The organism is Sphingomonas sp. GW821-FHT09E03 (assembly GCF_059416225.1).
Window position 1 is genome coordinate 1 of the sequence record NZ_JBWKOS010000007.1, and the last position, 15793, is coordinate 15793.

General features: G+C 66.7%; 16 protein-coding genes. 10 read left to right on the forward strand and 6 right to left on the reverse strand.

All coding sequences use genetic code 11. The annotated features are described in order from the left end of the window. On the forward strand, positions 1 to 854 hold an 854-nt coding region (locus AC07M8_RS14355; RefSeq protein ID WP_495175012.1), incomplete at its 5' end, for an alpha/beta hydrolase. A gap of 167 nt (positions 855 to 1021) precedes the next feature. Here the strand turns inward: AC07M8_RS14355 and AC07M8_RS14360 are convergent. Together AC07M8_RS14360 and AC07M8_RS14365 are read right to left on the reverse strand one after the other, a co-directional pair. Continuing rightward, a complete protein-coding gene (locus AC07M8_RS14360; RefSeq protein WP_495175013.1) occupies positions 1022 to 1348 on the reverse strand; it encodes an Mpo1-like protein in 327 nt (108 codons plus the stop codon). Positions 1349 to 1667: 319 nt separating this feature from the next. Next, positions 1668 to 2921, reverse strand: a complete 1254-nt coding sequence (locus AC07M8_RS14365) for a phospholipid carrier-dependent glycosyltransferase (RefSeq protein WP_495175014.1) — start codon at positions 2919 to 2921, stop codon at positions 1668 to 1670. Positions 2922 to 3000: 79 nt separating this feature from the next. Here AC07M8_RS14365 and AC07M8_RS14370 point away from each other — a divergent pair, with 79 nt between their 5' ends. From AC07M8_RS14370 to AC07M8_RS14380, 3 genes are read left to right on the forward strand one after another with little or no spacing between them, the layout of a single operon-like run. Continuing rightward, positions 3001 to 4206: a trans-sulfuration enzyme family protein gene (locus tag AC07M8_RS14370; protein ID WP_495175015.1), complete on the forward strand. Its 1206-nt coding sequence runs from the start codon at positions 3001 to 3003 to the stop codon at positions 4204 to 4206. Next, positions 4203 to 4601: a Co2+/Mg2+ efflux facilitator ApaG/CorD gene (gene apaG / locus AC07M8_RS14375; protein WP_495175016.1), complete on the forward strand. Its 399-nt coding sequence runs from the start codon at positions 4203 to 4205 to the stop codon at positions 4599 to 4601. The genes AC07M8_RS14370 and apaG overlap by 4 nt, the downstream gene beginning before the upstream one ends. Then, positions 4598 to 5386: a LysR family transcriptional regulator gene (locus AC07M8_RS14380; protein ID WP_495175017.1), complete on the forward strand. Its 789-nt coding sequence runs from the start codon at positions 4598 to 4600 to the stop codon at positions 5384 to 5386. The genes apaG and AC07M8_RS14380 overlap by 4 nt, the downstream gene beginning before the upstream one ends. Positions 5387 to 5395: 9 nt before the next feature. On the opposite strand, the gene AC07M8_RS14385 is transcribed toward AC07M8_RS14380, so the two are convergent. Then, on the reverse strand, positions 5396 to 6673 hold the full coding sequence (locus tag AC07M8_RS14385) for a serine hydrolase (RefSeq protein WP_495175018.1): 1278 nt from the start codon (positions 6671 to 6673) through the stop codon (positions 5396 to 5398). Continuing rightward, positions 6673 to 7527, reverse strand: coding sequence for an ABC transporter permease (locus tag AC07M8_RS14390; protein ID WP_495175019.1), 855 nt, complete (start codon positions 7525 to 7527; stop codon positions 6673 to 6675). Before AC07M8_RS14390 ends, AC07M8_RS14385 begins: the two co-directional genes overlap by 1 nt. Positions 7528 to 7589: 62 nt before the next feature. Here AC07M8_RS14390 and AC07M8_RS14395 point away from each other — a divergent pair, with 62 nt between their 5' ends. Together AC07M8_RS14395 and AC07M8_RS14400 are read left to right on the forward strand one after the other, a co-directional pair. Then, entirely contained in the window at positions 7590 to 8285 is a 696-nt protein-coding gene (locus tag AC07M8_RS14395; protein WP_495175020.1) for a GcrA family cell cycle regulator, read from the forward strand. A 36-nt stretch (positions 8286 to 8321) separates the two neighbouring features. Next, positions 8322 to 8564: a hypothetical protein gene (locus AC07M8_RS14400; protein WP_495175021.1), complete on the forward strand. Its 243-nt coding sequence runs from the start codon at positions 8322 to 8324 to the stop codon at positions 8562 to 8564. Positions 8565 to 8597: 33 nt separating this feature from the next. Here AC07M8_RS14400 and AC07M8_RS14405 read toward each other — a convergent pair whose 3' ends face one another. Continuing rightward, positions 8598 to 9443, reverse strand: coding sequence for an outer membrane protein (locus AC07M8_RS14405; protein ID WP_495175022.1), 846 nt, complete (start codon positions 9441 to 9443; stop codon positions 8598 to 8600). Positions 9444 to 9625: 182 nt separating this feature from the next. Here AC07M8_RS14405 and parE point away from each other — a divergent pair, with 182 nt between their 5' ends. Further along, complete coding sequence (gene parE, locus AC07M8_RS14410) at positions 9626 to 11608, forward strand: DNA topoisomerase IV subunit B (protein ID WP_495175023.1); 1983 nt, start codon at positions 9626 to 9628, stop codon at positions 11606 to 11608. A 64-nt stretch (positions 11609 to 11672) separates the two neighbouring features. On the opposite strand, the gene AC07M8_RS14415 is transcribed toward parE, so the two are convergent. Next, entirely contained in the window at positions 11673 to 11927 is a 255-nt protein-coding gene (locus AC07M8_RS14415) for a hypothetical protein (protein WP_495175024.1), read from the reverse strand. A gap of 334 nt (positions 11928 to 12261) precedes the next feature. Here AC07M8_RS14415 and AC07M8_RS14420 point away from each other — a divergent pair, with 334 nt between their 5' ends. The 3 genes from AC07M8_RS14420 (at position 12262) to argF (ending at position 15724) form a co-directional block, all read left to right on the forward strand. Then, a complete protein-coding gene (locus AC07M8_RS14420) occupies positions 12262 to 13461 on the forward strand; it encodes a hypothetical protein (RefSeq protein WP_495175025.1) in 1200 nt (399 codons plus the stop codon). Between the two features lie 107 nt (positions 13462 to 13568). Continuing rightward, a complete protein-coding gene (locus tag AC07M8_RS14425) occupies positions 13569 to 14759 on the forward strand; it encodes an aspartate aminotransferase family protein (RefSeq protein WP_495175026.1) in 1191 nt (396 codons plus the stop codon). Positions 14760 to 14806: 47 nt separating this feature from the next. Beyond that, the gene (gene argF / locus AC07M8_RS14430; protein ID WP_495175027.1) at positions 14807 to 15724 is read left to right on the forward strand and encodes an ornithine carbamoyltransferase; all 918 of its coding nucleotides are present in this window, start codon (positions 14807 to 14809) and stop codon (positions 15722 to 15724) included. The last annotated feature ends 69 nt before the right edge of the window (positions 15725 to 15793 follow it).

Genomic DNA, 15793 nt, shown 5'->3' on the forward strand with positions numbered 1-15793 from the left:
CCCAACGGCCTTCTTCGCTGCCGTCACCCTCGCTGCCACCGTCATCTTCTGGCTGTGATCAACGAGTCCTGACCCTAAGCTATGACAAGCGTGGGATCGGAAAGTCGTCCGGTGAGTTCGTGGATACTATTGAATTGATGCAGCGCGATGCAGTTGCGGCCATCAACTATCTTCGTTCGTGCGCCGATCTGGACGGCAAACGTATAGCCGTGCTGGGGCTCAGCCAAGGCGGAGTCCTCAGTACCATGCTGGCCGCCGACGATCCTACGATAAGGGCAGCAGTCATGCTCGCTGCGCCCGCAGGCGAGCGTGGGGTGATGTTCCTCGACGAGATGCGCGTAAAGCTGACGACCGCAGGAATGAGAAAGGATGCCGTCGAGCACGTTATCGAGGCCACGCGCGCTTATCTAAATGCACGCACCGCCGGGGGTTCCGATGCAGCGACCGCCACCGCTCAGGACTCCCTGGAAGGTGCGTTCCTGGCGGCCGGATGGAACCGGCAGCAGGCACAGGGCGCAGTGCACACGCTGAGCGATCCTGCGACAGTCTCGCTGTACCGGGTTGCGGCGAACGACAATTTGGCGAGGGTAAAGGTGCCGGTGCTCGCGCTGTATGCCGCAGACGACACGGTCATATCGACTCCGCGGAGTCTTCCGGAAGCTCGGCTCGCCCTTCACCGTAATCCCGACGCCACGGTGATCGAAGTCCCAAAGGTGAATCATGGATTCCAGCCTCGGGTTTCCGGGGCTTCGGCCAAGCCGGAGTATAAGGGCTGGCCGGTTTCGGATCAGGGGACGCTCGACTTGATCGATGGATGGCTCGGCAAGCGGCTCCTTGGAGCCGAAGTGCACTAACTCCAGCTTTCGATGTTCCGCTTGCCGTTCTTGTCACTCCCCCGAGGTGGTCCCGTTGAGTTTCCGAGAAGCAAGCGTCGAACAGGGACAAAACTGGTCTGCGCCAGGCTTCCGAATGGCTGCTTTCGCGATGCCGTGGCGGGCCACTGAGCGTCTGGCAATGCGCGCTACCGCACTCCAGCCCGCGTCAACTCCCGCCGCATCCGCCCACTCACCCAGCAGCCATACATCACGAAATCAGCCGCCAGGCTCCACAACGGATATTGAAACGTCGCCGGGCGGTTCCGCTCGATCGCGAAATGCGCGATCCAGGCGAACAGATAGCCGCACACCGGCATCAGCACGAACAGCAGCCAGTGCCCGGTGACGACCCCCGCAACCAGGCAGGCGAGCACCAGCGTCGTTCCTGCATAATGCAGCGCGCGGGTCGCAGGCTTGCTGTGTTCGCGCAGGTAATAAGGCCAGAAGTCGGCGAAGCTGGCGATGCGGCTCATCTCTCGTCCGTTCGGCTGGGGTTGCGGCAGGGGGATCATGCCGCGCCGGCGACGCGTCCGCAATCGGGAACCGCGCCGCCGCCCGTCATCATCGACGTGGCGACGCCGCCGACAATCCGCTGTCCTACACGCCCCGGTCTTGATACCTTGCCCGCACCCTATTCCCGCTCTTTCTCATGGTCGCAGAAATGGAAACGATCGCGCCGGATCATCCCCGCGCATGATCTCAACTTCCTCAACTTCACCCGCGTGTCGCGCTCTCGCCTAGGTGTGACGTTCGTGAGACCTTCGGCAGATTTCCGCCGTTTTTGCGTCGCGGTCACACCCAGCTCTTGAACCACATCCAGCGGTGGAACGAACCCGGCGCCGCCAGCGGCGTCGCGGCGATGATCGGGTAGAAATGGACGAACAGCACCGCCGCGGCGAGCAGCACCGCCTCGTCCCAGTCGCCGAGGCGGGCGCGCCAGCGGTCGAGCGCGACGGCGATGACGATGCCGAGCCAGATGCTCGACAGATAGTAATAATAGAAGAAGCCGAGCGACTTGGGGATGATCGCCCACATCGCCAGGCTGGCGATCCACAGCGCCGCCGCCGCGCCGCTCGCCGTTGCCGCCTTGGGCGTCCGCCGCGCGCGTGCCCAGCTCGCCAGGCACAGCAGCACCGCGACCAGCCCGCCCCAGATCACCACCGGGTTGCCGAGCATCAGGATGCCGCGCTGGGCGCCGTCGGCCGGCTCGTAGAGATACCAGATCGGCCGGAGGTCGAGCGGCCAGCTCCACCAGCTCGATTGATAGGTGTGCGGCGGCAGCACCTGGGTCTGCTGGGCGTACATGACCAGCTGGAACGGCAGCAGGGTCGCGAGCGTCAGCGGCTCGGTGCGGTAGAGGAACGCCGGCCAGAAGGTGGCGAAATAGGTGAGGATGCTGACCGCCCCGAGCGCCGCCAGCGCCGGCAGCGGCGCCAGCCCCGGCCAGCGATCGGGCCGGCTGTGGCGCAGCAGCAGGAAGGCGAGCGCGGCAAAGGCCACATAGGGCGCGGCGGTCCATTTGACGCCGACCGCGAGGCCGAGCAGCACGGCGGCGAGCAGCCACCGCCGCCAGACCGCGCCGCCGCTGCCACCGCGCATCGACCATAGCATCGCCGCGAGCGCGAGCACGACGAAGGCGGCCATGAAGCCGTCGAGCATCGCGATCCGCGCCTGGATGAACACGGTGAAGTTGAGGATGGTCAGCGTCGCCCCGATCACCGCCGGGCGCAGGCGCTGGAGGCCGAGCCACAGGATCGCGAACACGCCAACCACCACCGCGGTGCCGGCGAGCGTCGACAGCGCCCGCCAGCCGAGCGAATTGTCGCCGAACAGCGTGATGCCGAGCGCGATCAGCGTCTTGCCCAGCAAGGGGTGCTCGATGTTGACCGGCCCGGCGAGGCTGCGCAGCATCTGCGCGGCAGGAACGTAATGGACCTCGTCGAACACCAGTTTGTGCGGCGTCGTCAGCCGCCACGCAAACAGCAGCTGGGCGATCAGGCCGAGCCCGAGCGCGGCGGGGAGGGGGCGGCGGAGCGGTTCGAGCACGCGCCCTTGTTCCCGCTGCCGGCCGCGCTGGCAAGCCGCGTACTTGCGGGCTGCGCCGGTTACCGGCAAAGCGGCGGCCATGAAGCGCAAGGCAGGCCAGGACCGTTCGATCACCGCCAACTGGCGCCCCGCGACGCTCGCGATCCGCGGCGGCACCGCGCGCAGCGAATGGGGCGAGACGTCCGAGGCGTTGTTCCTCACCTCGGGCTACAGCTACGACAAGGCGGGCGACGCCGCGGCCCGCTTTGCCGGCGAGCAGGAGGGGATGACCTATTCCCGGCTGCAGAACCCGACGGTGGAGATGCTCGAGAAGCGCATCGCGCTGTTGGAAGGCGCCGAGGCGTGCCGCTCGATGGCGACCGGCATGGCGGCGATGACCGCGGTGCTGCTCTGCCAGCTGCAGGCGGGCGATCATCTGGTCGGCGGCCGCGCCGCGTTCGGCTCGTGCCGCTGGCTGACCGATACCCTGCTCCCCAAGTTCGGGATCGAGACCACGGTCGTCGATGCTCGCGATCCGCAGCAATTCGAGGATGCGATCCGGCCCAACACCAAGGTGTTCTTCTTCGAGACCCCGGCCAACCCGACGATGGATGTCGTCGACCTGCGCGCGGTCTGCGCCATCGCCCGCCGCCACGGCATCACCTCGGTGGTCGACAATGCCTTCGCCACCCCGGCCTTGCAGCGGCCGATGGAATTCGGCGCCGACGTCACCGCTTATTCGGCGACCAAGATGATGGACGGGCAGGGCCGGGTGCTCGCCGGCGCGGTGTGCGGCACCGAGGATTTCATCACCAACACGCTGCTGCCCTTCACCCGCAACACCGGCCCCAACCTGTCGCCGTTCAACGCCTGGGTGGTGCTGAAGGGGCTCGAGACGCTGGACCTGCGCATTCGCCGCCAGTCCGAGAATGCGGTGCGGGTTGGCCAGTTCGTCGAGAGCCGGGTGCCGCGCATCCTTCACCCCGGGCTGCCGAGCCACCCGCAGCATGCGCTGGCAATGAGCCAGATGGAAGCGACCGGCCCGATCTTCGCCTTCGAGGTCGCCGACCGCACCCAGGCCCACGCCCTGCTCGACGCGCTCACGCTGATCGATATCTCGAACAACATCGGCGACTCGCGCTCGCTGATGACCCACCCCGCCTCCACCACCCACGCCAGCGTCGCCGAGGACAAAAGGCTCGAGATGGGCGTGACCGAGGGCATGCTCCGCCTCAACGTCGGGCTCGAGGATCCGCAGGATCTGATCGACGACCTCGACCAGGCACTCCGTCAGGCCGGGCTGTGAAGCAGTTCTTCCCCCACGCCCAGACCACCCATGGCGTCACCGTCCGGGTGTCGGTGAGCTATCTGCCCGAACAGTCTGACCCGGCGCGCGGCCGCTGGTTCTGGGCCTATCACATCCGCCTCGAAAATGAGGGCGACGCCACCGTCCAGTTGCTCGCCCGGCAGTGGGTGATCACCGACGGCCGCGGCGCCCGCCATTCGGTGGAGGGCGAGGGCGTGGTCGGCGAGCAGCCGCTGATCGAACCGGGCGCGAGCTATGATTACGTCTCCGGCTGCCCGCTGGCGACGCCGACCGGGGCGATGGAGGGGAGCTACCGGATGATCTCGGAAGACGGCGCGCACTTTGACGTCGCGATCCCGCGGTTCAGCCTGCTGGCGCCGGCGGTGTCGTCGTGAAGCGCACCCATCTTCCCCTCAACGGCCTGCGCGTCCTCGACGCCGCGGCCCGCCACCTGTCGTTCACCCGCGCCGCCGACGAGCTGGCGGTGACGCCGGCCGCGGTCGGCCAGCAGATCCGTGCGCTCGAGGACACGCTCGGCGTGGTGCTGTTCCGCCGCACCACCCGAGGCCTCGAGCTCACCGCCGAGGCCGAGGCGGGCCTTGGTGCCCTGCGCGGTGGTTTCCTCCAGTTCGAGGAGGCGGTGCGGGCGATGCAGGCGGGGCAGTCCTCCAAGTCGCTGACCATCGCCGCACCGCGCGACCTGACGGTGAAATGGCTGATGCCGCGGCTAGCCGAGGTCGCCGCCGGCGACGGCGATCTCCGCTTCGTGCTGATCGCGGCCGACGACGCGGTGGACTTCACCGAGGCCAATCTCGATCTCGCAATCCGCTGGGGCGAAGGCCCGGGCGAGCATGAGGGCGAGGCGCTCGAATCGGAAGGCATGGTGACGATCGTCGCGCCCGGCGGCGGCGACGCCACGATCGGCTGGCACGGCGCGCCGAGCAGCGACGGCACCGCTTTAGTCCAGGTCGCCGATGCCGGGCTCGCGATCGACGCGGTGTCGGCCGGGCTCGGCCGGGCGACAGTGCCCGAGATGCTGGCGTCGGCAGACATCGCCGCGGGCCGCGTCACCGTGATCGGCGATCCGCAGCCGTCGCGGTTCGGCTATTGGCTGGTCGCACCGCTGCCGCAGTGGCGCCAGGCCAAGGTTAAGGCACTGGTCGCGGCACTGACCGCCTGATCCGATCGGTCAGCGCGCGGCGACCAGCGCCAGCACCCGCGACATCAGCCCGAGGAACTTCACCTCGTCGATTTGCCCGTCGGTGCGGTGCCAATTGCCGGCGATCGCATACCAGCGGCCGTCTTTCGCCTGGGCAAGGAAGTTCAGCGTGAGCACGCCGGGTTCCGAGCCGCCCTTGAAGCCCAGATAGCCGAGCCGCGCCGTGGTGCCAGAGTCGGCACCATGGTTGACGGCGAGGATCGCCCGCACCGTATCGCTGTCGTGGCGCAGCCGATCGAGCAGCCCGGCCATGGCATGCGGGCTAGCGAACCATTCGACGCTGTCGGTGGCGAGCGGATTACCGGCAAACGCCGTCGGATCGAGCGGCGCGGCGGCTATTCTGGGAGCCTCGCGGTCGAGCAACGCCCGCCGCGCCGCAGGATTTGCCGCCTGCCACTGTCCGCGCAATGTGGCATCGGTCTTGAGCAGGATGGCTTCACGGGTGGTCAGTACCGGCGTGCTGCCGCCGTTTGCCGCCGCCATTGCGTCGATCCGGTCGCGGCCGAGCAGGGTCACCAGCGTGTCGGTCGCGGTGTTGTCGCTGATCGAGACCATCAGCGTCGCCAACGCCTGCAGCGTCATCGGCGTCGCCGCGGGCCACGACTGCAGGATCCCCGAGGGCAGCGACGGCGTGCCGAGCGGTACGACGTCGGCCCAATGCCGCTCGCCGGCCGCCACCTGTCGCGCCGCCTCGGCAAGCACCCAGAGCTTAAACGCGGAGCCGAGCGGCGCCGGTGCCTGCGCATTGACCTCGAGGATTGGCGCCGGCGCTCCATCGGCCAACGCGTACACGCCAAACCCAGCGCTGCCCGGCAGAGCCTTGATCTCGGTTTCGATGCGGGAAAGGCTGTCGTCCTGCGCCGCCGTACCGGTGATCAATAGCCCGGTGACGGCATGCAAGGCCGCCGAGTCGATTGCCAGCCGCATGGTCGCGGTGCCGCGGGTGTAGCGCACCACCAGCATCGCGCTCCACCGGCCCTCGGGCGTCAGCGTCTTGATCGCCTTGGGCTCGCCCAGCGTAGTGCGCAATTGCGCCAGCAGCGGGTCGAGCCGGCTGCGTGGCACGGCGTCGCGGAAACTGACGGCAAAATAGCGGTCATAATCGCCGCGGCCGGCGAGCACGGCGAGCAGTGCGTCGGCTTGGGCACGCACCGCCGGATCGGCAGGCGTCGCGGTCGTCGCGGCCGACGCCGCCTGGCCCGTTGGGGGCAGCGCGAGCATCAGCGCAGCGGCGGCCGCGGCGAGCATCAGTTCTTAAGCTTCCAACCGCGCTTCAGCAGCGTGAAGCACAGGGCCGCAAGCACGATGTCGATGCCCAAGATGATGATGCTGCCGAGCATCACCGGCGAATCGGCGGTGCCCAGAAAGCCGTAGCGAAAGCCGGAGATGATGTAGAAAAACGGGTTGGCATGGCTGAAGGCGCGGAAGGCGGGGGCGAGCTTGTCGACCGAGTAGAAGGTGCCCGAAAGCAGCGACAGTGGCGCGATGACGAAATTGGTCACGGCCGCGGCATGGTCGAACTTCTCCGCCCAGATCGAGGTAAGCACGCCGAGGAACGACAGGAATGCAGCGCCGAGGAAGCCGAACCACAGCACCGCGAGCGGATGCGACGGGGTGACGTGCACGTCGGGCCACAAAGCCATCGCGCACCAGCAGATGAAGCCGACGATGAACGCTCGGGTCATCGCGCCGCCCACCAATGCGCTGAGCAGCTCAAGCGTCGACAACGGCGGCTGCAGATAATCGACGATCGTGCCCTGAATCTTGCCGACCAGCAGCGAGAAGCTCGCATTGGCGAAGGCCGGGCCCATCATCCCCTGGCTGATGATCAGCCCGGGCGCGATGAAATCGGCGAAGGGGATGGTGACGCCGCCCACCAACACCGGCCGTTTTGCGCCGGTCGCGATGGTGAATACCACCAGAAACAGCAGCGTCGTGATCGCCGGCGCCCACACCGTCTGGAGGTGGACCTTGAAGAACCGGCGGACCTCCTTGATATAGAGGGTCTTCAGGCCGCCCCAATTGACGTTCCGGATGACCGGTACGCCTGGTTCGGCCCGGATCGCCGAACGAATTTCGCCGATGGGGGGATGGCTGCTCATGGCTTGTGCGGGTAACCGCAGCCGCAGTCGCCCGCAACCCGGCGCCGAACGAGGAAGCAAGAATGTCGTGGACTGACGAGCGGATCGAAACGCTCAGGACGATGTGGGAGGGCGGCCAGACCGCCAGCCAGATCGCCGAAGCACTGGGCGGCGTCAGCCGCAACGCGGTGATCGGCAAGGCTCATCGCCTGGGGCTGCAATCGCGTCCGTCGCCGGTGAAGGCGAACGAGACTGACGGCAAGCCCGCCGCGGAGCCCGATGTCGTTGCCGCTGCGGCGCCTGTACCCGCGCCGGTCGAGCCGGTGCCGCAGCCGGCCACCCCGGTCCCGCCGCCCTTCGACCTCAGCGACGATGAGGAAGAGGATGATGCCGAGGCGGAGCGCGAAGCGGCTCCCGCGCCGGCACCCGTCAAACGCGACGAGCCGGTGATGCGCTCGGTCGGCCCAGGTGGCTTTGTCCGCCAGTCGCCCGGCGAGCAGCAGCCGCCGGCGACGCCGGCGCCGCCGCGTCGCCTGGTCCCCGCCAAGCCATCGGCGGATATGGCCGGCAAGACCAGCCTGCTCGATCTCAACGATCGCATCTGCAAATGGCCGCTCGGCCATCCGGGCGAGCCGGACTTCCACTTCTGCGGTGACAAGGTGAACCCGGGCTTCCCCTATTGCGTCGCGCATTGCGGCCACGCTTACCAGGCGCAGCTGCCCCGTCGCGATCGTCGTCCGCCGCCGCCGCTGCCGTTCGGCGGCCCGCGCGTGCGCTGAATCGACTCGATCGGTGAGGCGGGGTAGCATCGCGGTATGAGTGACGCTGCTGACCTCACCTACGAGCTGCTGAAGCGCATGCACGCTGAGTTCGGCGACTTTCGTCGGGACGTCGCGTCCATGAAAATGCGCCTGGCAACGCTGGAGCAGCGCCAAGCCACCATGGCGTCGGATGTCGCAAGTGTCGTGACGGACATCGCCCGGATCAATGTCGAACTCGATCAGATCCGCGAGGACGTCTCGCGGATCAAGCGTAGGCTGGATCTGGTCGACGCCTGACCGCCTCGCATCGAGGCTGTCAGGCTTGAGGCATCAGAAGCGGAACGCGGCCGTGGCACGTAGCGAGTGCCAGCGGAACATCTCGTCCGAGCGCTTGAAATCGGTGCCTGCGGTGTTGGGCGCCAGGATAAACGGGTTGGTTGCCGGCGCTGTGCCTGCGGTGGCACGGACGCGGTAATCGTCATCCTGATACTGATGGAAAATATATTCCATCCCGACCGAGAAATGGTCGCCGAGCTTCTGCTCGATGCCGCCGCCGCCGGTGATGCCGAACTGATTGCGGCGACCGCTCTGGCTGAAAGAATTGGCGGTGTTGGTGGTGGTGAAGCTGCGGTCGATCCGGGCATAGCCGGGGCCGAAGGTGCCGTAGAACAGCGTAGTGTTGGCGGCATAGCCGATGCGGCCCCGCGCCGATGCTTCCCAGCCGACGCTGCGGGTCATCACGTAATTGGCCGGCGTGGTGGAGAAGCCGGTGACGCTGTCGCTGATCTCGGTCTTGCCGAATTCGCCGACTAGGCCGACGACGATGTGGCCCCGCTGTGCATCGGCACCGATCCGGCCATAATAAGCCCAACCATCCTTGTCGTTGCGGCAGCCGCCAAGTGCCGGCCGGGCGCCGCGTCCGGCGCCGTTGCAGAATCCGGGGGAGAAGGCGTTGGCGCCGGCGGCGGTGGTCACCGTATCGCTGAATCCGCCATCGAGGTTGCGGTCGAACAGGATCGAGGAGCCGACATCGTTGGGCTGTACGTCATAGCCTCCCGCCGCACCGACGTAGAGGCCGCTGAACGGCGCATCGTCGGAAACTTGCTGGGCAGCAGCTGGCATGGCCACGGCGGTGGCGGCGAGCAGGATCGGCAGGCCGGCGGTGAAGGTACGCATCGAATTCTCCCTGGCATTGATGCAGCAGGAACGAGCCCGGGCAACGCGGGTATGCAGCGGTCGGCGCCGCGCAATCATTCCTTACAGCTAGGCATCATCGCCGCCACGCGAGCGGGCGATCGGTGGTCGCAATGCCCGTGGCGCTTGGCACGAACCGCGAACACTGCCTATATCCCTGGCTGATGCCTGAAGATCTGTTCGCTTCGTCCGCCAAGGCGGCTCCCGTTTATGATGCTTCTTCGATCGAGGTGCTGGAAGGGCTCGAACCCGTCCGCCGCCGGCCCGGCATGTATGTCGGGGGCACCGACGAGCGAGCGCTGCACCATCTTGCTGCCGAAGTGCTCGACAATGCGATGGATGAGGCGGTCGCGGGCCATGCCACGCGCATCGATATCACGCTGGAGCCGGGTAACCGGCTGACTATCGTCGACAATGGCCGCGGCATGCCGGTCGACCCCCACCCCAAGTTTCCCGACAAGTCGGCGCTCGAGGTGATCCTCACCACGCTCCACTCGGGCGGCAAGTTCTCGGGCAAGGCCTATGCGACCAGCGGCGGGCTCCACGGCGTCGGCGCCTCGGTGGTCAACGCCTTGTCGTCGGATACGGTGGTGGAGGTCGCGCGCGATCGACAGCTTTATCGTCAGCGGTTCGCGAAGGGTCTGGCGCTCGCGCCGCTCGAGCATGTCGGCGCCGCACCTAATCGCCGCGGCACCTCGGTGGCGTTCACACCCGATACCGAGATCTTCGGGCCGGAGCTCAGCTTCAAGCCCAAACGGCTGTACACGCTGGCGCGCTCCAAGGCCTATCTGTTCGCCGGTGTCGAGATCCGCTGGAAGTGCGCGCCCGAACTGGTCGGCGACGACGTGCCGGCCGAGGCAGTGTTCCAGTTTCCCGGCGGCCTGGCCGATCATCTCAAGGAGCAGGTCGCCGGGCGCGAATGCGCCACCGCCGACTTCTTCGCGGGCCAGCAAGCCTTTCCGGGCGAGGATCAGGGCCGCGTCGAGTGGGCGGTCGCCTGGCCGTTGTGGAGCGACGGCAGCTACAGCTGGTATTGCAATACCATTCCGACGCCGGATGGCGGCACCCATGAGCAGGGCCTGCGCCAGGCGCTGGTCCGCGGGCTCCGCGCATTCGGTGAACTGGTCAACCAGAAGAAGGCCAAGGAGATCACCGCCGACGACGTGATGGTCGGCAGCGAGCTGATGCTGTCGGTGTTCATCCGCGATCCGCAATTCCAGAGCCAGACCAAGGACCGGCTGACCTCGCCCGAGGCGGCGGGGCTGGTCGAGAAGGCGGTGCGCGATCATTTCGATCATTGGCTCGGCCACAATATGGAGCGCGGCAAGGCGCTGCTCGGCTATGTGCTCGAGCGGCTTGATGATCGCCTGCGTCGCAAGCAGGAGCGCGAGGTCAAGCGCAAGACCGCGACCAGCGCGCGCAAGCTGCGCCTGCCGGGCAAACTCACCGACTGTTCGGCCGACAGCCCGGCCGGTACCGAGCTGTTCATCGTCGAGGGTGACAGCGCCGGCGGCTCGGCCAAGCAGGCGCGCGATCGCAAGACGCAGGCGATCCTGCCGATCCGCGGCAAGATCCTCAACGTCGCCAGCGCGACCAGCGCCAAAATCCTCGCCAACCAGGAGATTGCGGATCTGATCCAGGCGCTGGGCTGCGGCACCCGCAAGGACTGCGACGCTAGCCAGCTGCGCTACGAGCGGATTGTGATCATGACCGATGCAGACGTCGACGGCGCCCATATCGCGACGCTGCTGATGACCTTTTTCTTCCAGGAAATGCCCGATCTCGTCCGTCGCGGCCATCTCCACCTCGCCCAGCCGCCGCTGTACCGGATCACCGCGGGCGCCAAATCCATGTACGCCCGCGACGATGCCCATCGCGCGGCGATCGAGGCCGGGCCGTTCAAGGGCAAGAAGGTGGAAGTCTCGCGCTTCAAGGGGCTTGGCGAGATGAACCCGGGGCAGCTGCGCGAGACCACGATGGATCCCGCCACCCGCGGCATGATCCGCATCACCCTGCCGCAGGAATATGAGGAACGGGCAGGGGTGAAGGATCTGGTCGACCGTCTGATGGGTAACAATCCCGCTCATCGCTTCGCGTTCATCCAGGAGAATGCCGGAAGACTCGACGAGGAAGCGATCGACGCCTGATCGGCCCGTCTGCGCCGCGCCCGCATTGTGCCGCACGTGCAGACGGTGTTTGCCATTCGACCCGTCAAGTGATCACGAAAACGATTCCTTGCGCTTCCCACTCGGCCTTGGTCTGACAGATCGTCTTGGGCAATGTCTTGGTGGCGTCGCGGCCTAGCACGCTGCTGGCCATGCACAGCTTGCTGGTCGGAGTGGCGAAGACCTGCGCAGGGACTTTCACCGGTGGCGTCTTGTGCGCCGTCGCGTGCGCGGCCGGCGCCATGGCGGTGCCGAGTGTTAGCACAAGGGTGACGATCGTGTGACGCGCGTTGATCAGCATGGCGGTACCTCTTTCAATGGACTGGCCGAGGAGGCGGAATACGCCCCCGCTGATTTACTGCATTAATGATGCCATACACCCTAAGTGGCTGTTTCGCTGCTGTTCCGCTTAAACGGAAGCTTGGGAAAGTGGCGAGGATCGCCAATCCGTGGGAACAATCGCCAGTGTTCAAGGCGGCAGACGCCGGGCTGCGGCATACAGGCCGACTGTAGCGATCGAACGGTGATCAGTCGCTCATCACAGCTGCCGTTACAGCAGCTATTGCCAGCCGCCGGAGATAGGATAAAATTTCCGCAAAGACGTCGCATCAACCGCCATTGTGGAGATTCGCTGCATGTCGATCATCGCTGCGCTCGTTCTTCTTCAGGCTGCTGGAGGAATAGGTCCGACGGCGGGAGAAGCTGCTCCCGCATCAGCGGCGCCGAGCGCCGGATCTTCGCTTCATCAAGGCGAAACGATCGTGGTCACGGCGCAGCGGCCCGAAACCAGCGCCGCCGCGCTCGCTGCCTGCCTCGCCCGCCATTGCCCGCCGACCGACGATATTGCCGCCTCGATCGCGCATGCGGAAAACCTGTTCATGGCTGGCGCCTACGCACAGAGCCGTAAGATCCTGCTGGCGTCGGTCCACCGCAACCATGGCTATGCAGCGCAATATCCCCAGGAGGTCGCAACGCTGCATCGGGTCGCGGCGAGGTTGTCGTCGGTCAACGGGTTGCCCGGCCCGGCCCGACGGGGCAGCCGCGATGCGGTCGATGCACTCAAGCAGGGCATGCGCAAGGACGATCCGCGGGTGATCCTCCAGCGGATCGAGATCGGCGACACGCTGGCGCGGATCGGCCGGCCATCAGCGGCGGTCGCTCAATATGACCGGGTCGCGACGGATGCGCGCGTCGCGCATCTTCCCGTTCTCGAAGGCATGGCCCTGTTGAGGAGCGCGCAGCTGTGGACGAGCGCGGCCAGCGCGGTTGCACCACCTCAGGTGCTTGTGATGAAGGCGCGCAAGGCGTTGCAGCGGATCGAGGCCAATCCCGATCCGGCCTTTGCACCGTATCGCAACGCTGCGCGGCTGATGCGGGTCGGCCTGGCCAGCACCCGGAACAAGCCTGCCGAACTCGAGCGGGCGATAGCGGCGATGGAACCGCAAGGCACGCTGCCCACCATTGCCTATGCACCGATCATCGACATGAAAGACATGGCATTCGGCACCGCACGCGGCGATTTTCAGCCGCGCTGGGCAGACGTCAGCTTCTGGATCGCGCCCGACGGGAGGGTGAGGGACATCGCCACCATCCAGCAATCGCCAGACATGGACGGTGACTGGTTGAAGCTCGCCACAAGGGCACTGAGCAAGCGCCGCTACTTGCCGCTCGATGTGCCGCCCGGATCACCCGGGCTGATCCGTGTGGAGCGCTACCTGTTCGTCTCCGACCTGATCGAGACCAAAGGCAGCAACTTGCCTGTGCGCAACTCGCAGCGGCGGGTGGAGGTGGTGGATCTGACACCTGCAGCCGACCTCAAGCCGCCCTCATCCTGAACGCCCGATACGACCGCGGTTGACCCCGCGGGCGCACCCCCGGTATTAGACCGCTCCGGGCGGCCCACGACGGGCCGCCCTTTCTCGTTTTCGAGAGGAGAAGGCCTGTGTCTACACCTGCGCTCATGCCCGTTTACCCACGGTGCGGGGTGCGTCCGGTGCGAGGCGAAGGCGTCTATCTGTTCGGCGAGGACGGCACCCGCTATCTCGATTTTGCGGCCGGGATCGCGGTCAATGCGCTCGGCCATGGCCATCCCAAACTGGTCGAGGCGATCGCAACCCAGGCGGCGACGCTGATGCACGTCTCCAACCTCTACGGCTCGCCGCAGGGCGAGGCGTTCGCGCAGAAGCTGGTCGACAGCACCTTCGCCGACACGGTGTTCTTCACCAATTCGGGCGCCGAGGCGGTTGAATGCGCGATCAAGACCGCGCGACGCTACCATTTCGCCAATGGCGATCCGCAGCGGCACACGTTGATCACGTTCCACAACGCCTTCCACGGGCGCACGCTCGGCGCGATCAGTGCAACCAATCAGGGCAAGATGCGCGATGGCTTCGAGCCGCTGCTGCCGGGCTTCGCCTATGCGCCGTTCGACGATCTAGACGCGGCGCTGGCGCTGATCGACGACAATACCGCCGGCTTCCTGGTCGAGCCGATCCAGGGTGAGGGCGGCCTGCGCCCGGCTAGCCCGGCGTTCCTCCAGGGCCTGCGCAAGGCATGCGACGAGCATGGCCTGCTGCTGGTGCTCGATGAGGTCCAGTGCGGCTATGGGCGCACCGGCAAGTTCTTCGCGCACGAACTGTACGGCGTCACGCCCGATATCATGGCGGTGGCCAAGGGCATCGGCGGCGGCTTCCCGCTCGGCGCCTGCCTCGCGACCGAACGGGCGGCCAAGGGCATGGTGTTCGGCACCCATGGCTCCACCTATGGCGGCAACCCGCTGGCCATGGCCGCGGGCGAGGCGGTGTTCGAGGTGATCCACGAGCCGGGCTTCCTCGAGCATGTCGAGCAGATGGGCCAGCGGCTACGCCAGGCGCTCGAGCAGATGATCCCCAACCATGATCATTTGTTCGAGGAGGTCCGCGGCCATGGGCTGATGCTGGGACTCAAGCTCAAGAGTGACGCGCGCGCCTTCGTCGGCTTCCTGCGCGACGAGCATCAGTTGCTCACCGTCTCGGCGGGCGAAAACGTCGTCCGGCTGGTGCCGCCGCTGGTGATCGACGAGAGCCATATTGCCGAGGCGATCGAGAAATTGAGCAACGCCGCCCGGGTTTACGTGCCCGCGAGCGACGATTGAGCGCTATTCCCTCTCCCGGTGGGAGAGGGGTTGAAGGTAAAAACATCATGCGTCATTTCCTCAACCTCACCGATGCCGGTGCCGACGGCATCGCCGCGATGCTGGCCGATGCGATCGATCGCAAGGCCGCGCGCGCGGGTTGGCCCAAGGGCAAGGTCGATGCCGATGCCCCGCTTGCCGGGCACGCGCTGGCAATGGTGTTCGAAAAGAATTCCACCCGCACCCGCGTCAGCTTCGACATGGCGATCCGCCAGCTCGGTGGCAGCTCGATCGTGATGGATGCCGGTACCATGCAGCTCGGCCGCGGCGAGAGCGTCGCCGATACCGCGCGGGTGCTGTCTGGCTATGCCGATGCGATCATGATCCGCACCGACGATCACGCCAAGGTGGAGGAGATGGCGCATTACGCCTCCGTGCCGGTGATCAACGGTCTGACCGATGCCTCGCATCCCTGCCAGATCATGGCCGATCTGCTGACGATCATCGAGAGCGGCAAGGCATTGCCCGGGCTCAAGGTGGCGTGGCTGGGCGACGGCAACAACGTGCTCGCATCGATCGTCGAGGCTTCGGCGCTGATGCAGTTCGACGTCGTCGCGGCCTGCCCGCAAGGGTTCCAGCTGGAGGAAGAGGCGATCGCCCGGGCCTCGGGCAGGGCACGGGTGGTGTCCTCGCCACAGGAAGCGGTCGAAGGCGCCGATATCGTCGTCACCGATACCTGGATCTCGATGGGGCAGGCGCATGCCGAGACCAAGCTCGCCGCGCTCGCGCCCTATCAGGTCGATGCGGCGCTGATGGCGCGCGCCAAGCCGGATGCGAAGTTCCTCCACTGCCTTCCCGCGCACCGCGGCGAGGAGGTCACCCCCGAGGTGATCGATGGGCCACAATCGCTGATCTGGGCCGAGGCGGAAAATCGCCTGCACGCGCAGAAGGCGGTGCTGCGCTGGGTGTTCGGCCAGATCGGCTGAGCCGGTGCGGCCGGCCCGGGCCGACCGCCTCGACCCGTTGATCCTGCGAGCACCGGTTCCCATCTGGGC

Coding starts and splice junctions, on each gene's coding strand:
- AC07M8_RS14360 (WP_495175013.1), bottom strand. CDS start 1,348: ATGAGCCGCATCGCCAGCTTCGCCGACTTCTGGCCTTATTACCTGCGC.
- AC07M8_RS14370 (WP_495175015.1), top strand. CDS start 3,001: ATGAAGCGCAAGGCAGGCCAGGACCGTTCGATCACCGCCAACTGGCGC.
- AC07M8_RS14385 (WP_495175018.1), bottom strand. CDS start 6,673: ATGCTCGCCGCGGCCGCCGCTGCGCTGATGCTCGCGCTGCCCCCAACG.
- AC07M8_RS14390 (WP_495175019.1), bottom strand. CDS start 7,527: ATGAGCAGCCATCCCCCCATCGGCGAAATTCGTTCGGCGATCCGGGCC.
- AC07M8_RS14395 (WP_495175020.1), top strand. CDS start 7,590: ATGTCGTGGACTGACGAGCGGATCGAAACGCTCAGGACGATGTGGGAG.
- AC07M8_RS14400 (WP_495175021.1), top strand. CDS start 8,322: ATGAGTGACGCTGCTGACCTCACCTACGAGCTGCTGAAGCGCATGCAC.
- AC07M8_RS14405 (WP_495175022.1), bottom strand. CDS start 9,443: ATGCGTACCTTCACCGCCGGCCTGCCGATCCTGCTCGCCGCCACCGCC.
- parE (WP_495175023.1), top strand. CDS start 9,626: ATGCCTGAAGATCTGTTCGCTTCGTCCGCCAAGGCGGCTCCCGTTTAT.
- AC07M8_RS14415 (WP_495175024.1), bottom strand. CDS start 11,927: ATGCTGATCAACGCGCGTCACACGATCGTCACCCTTGTGCTAACACTC.
- AC07M8_RS14420 (WP_495175025.1), top strand. CDS start 12,262: ATGTCGATCATCGCTGCGCTCGTTCTTCTTCAGGCTGCTGGAGGAATA.
- argF (WP_495175027.1), top strand. CDS start 14,807: ATGCGTCATTTCCTCAACCTCACCGATGCCGGTGCCGACGGCATCGCC.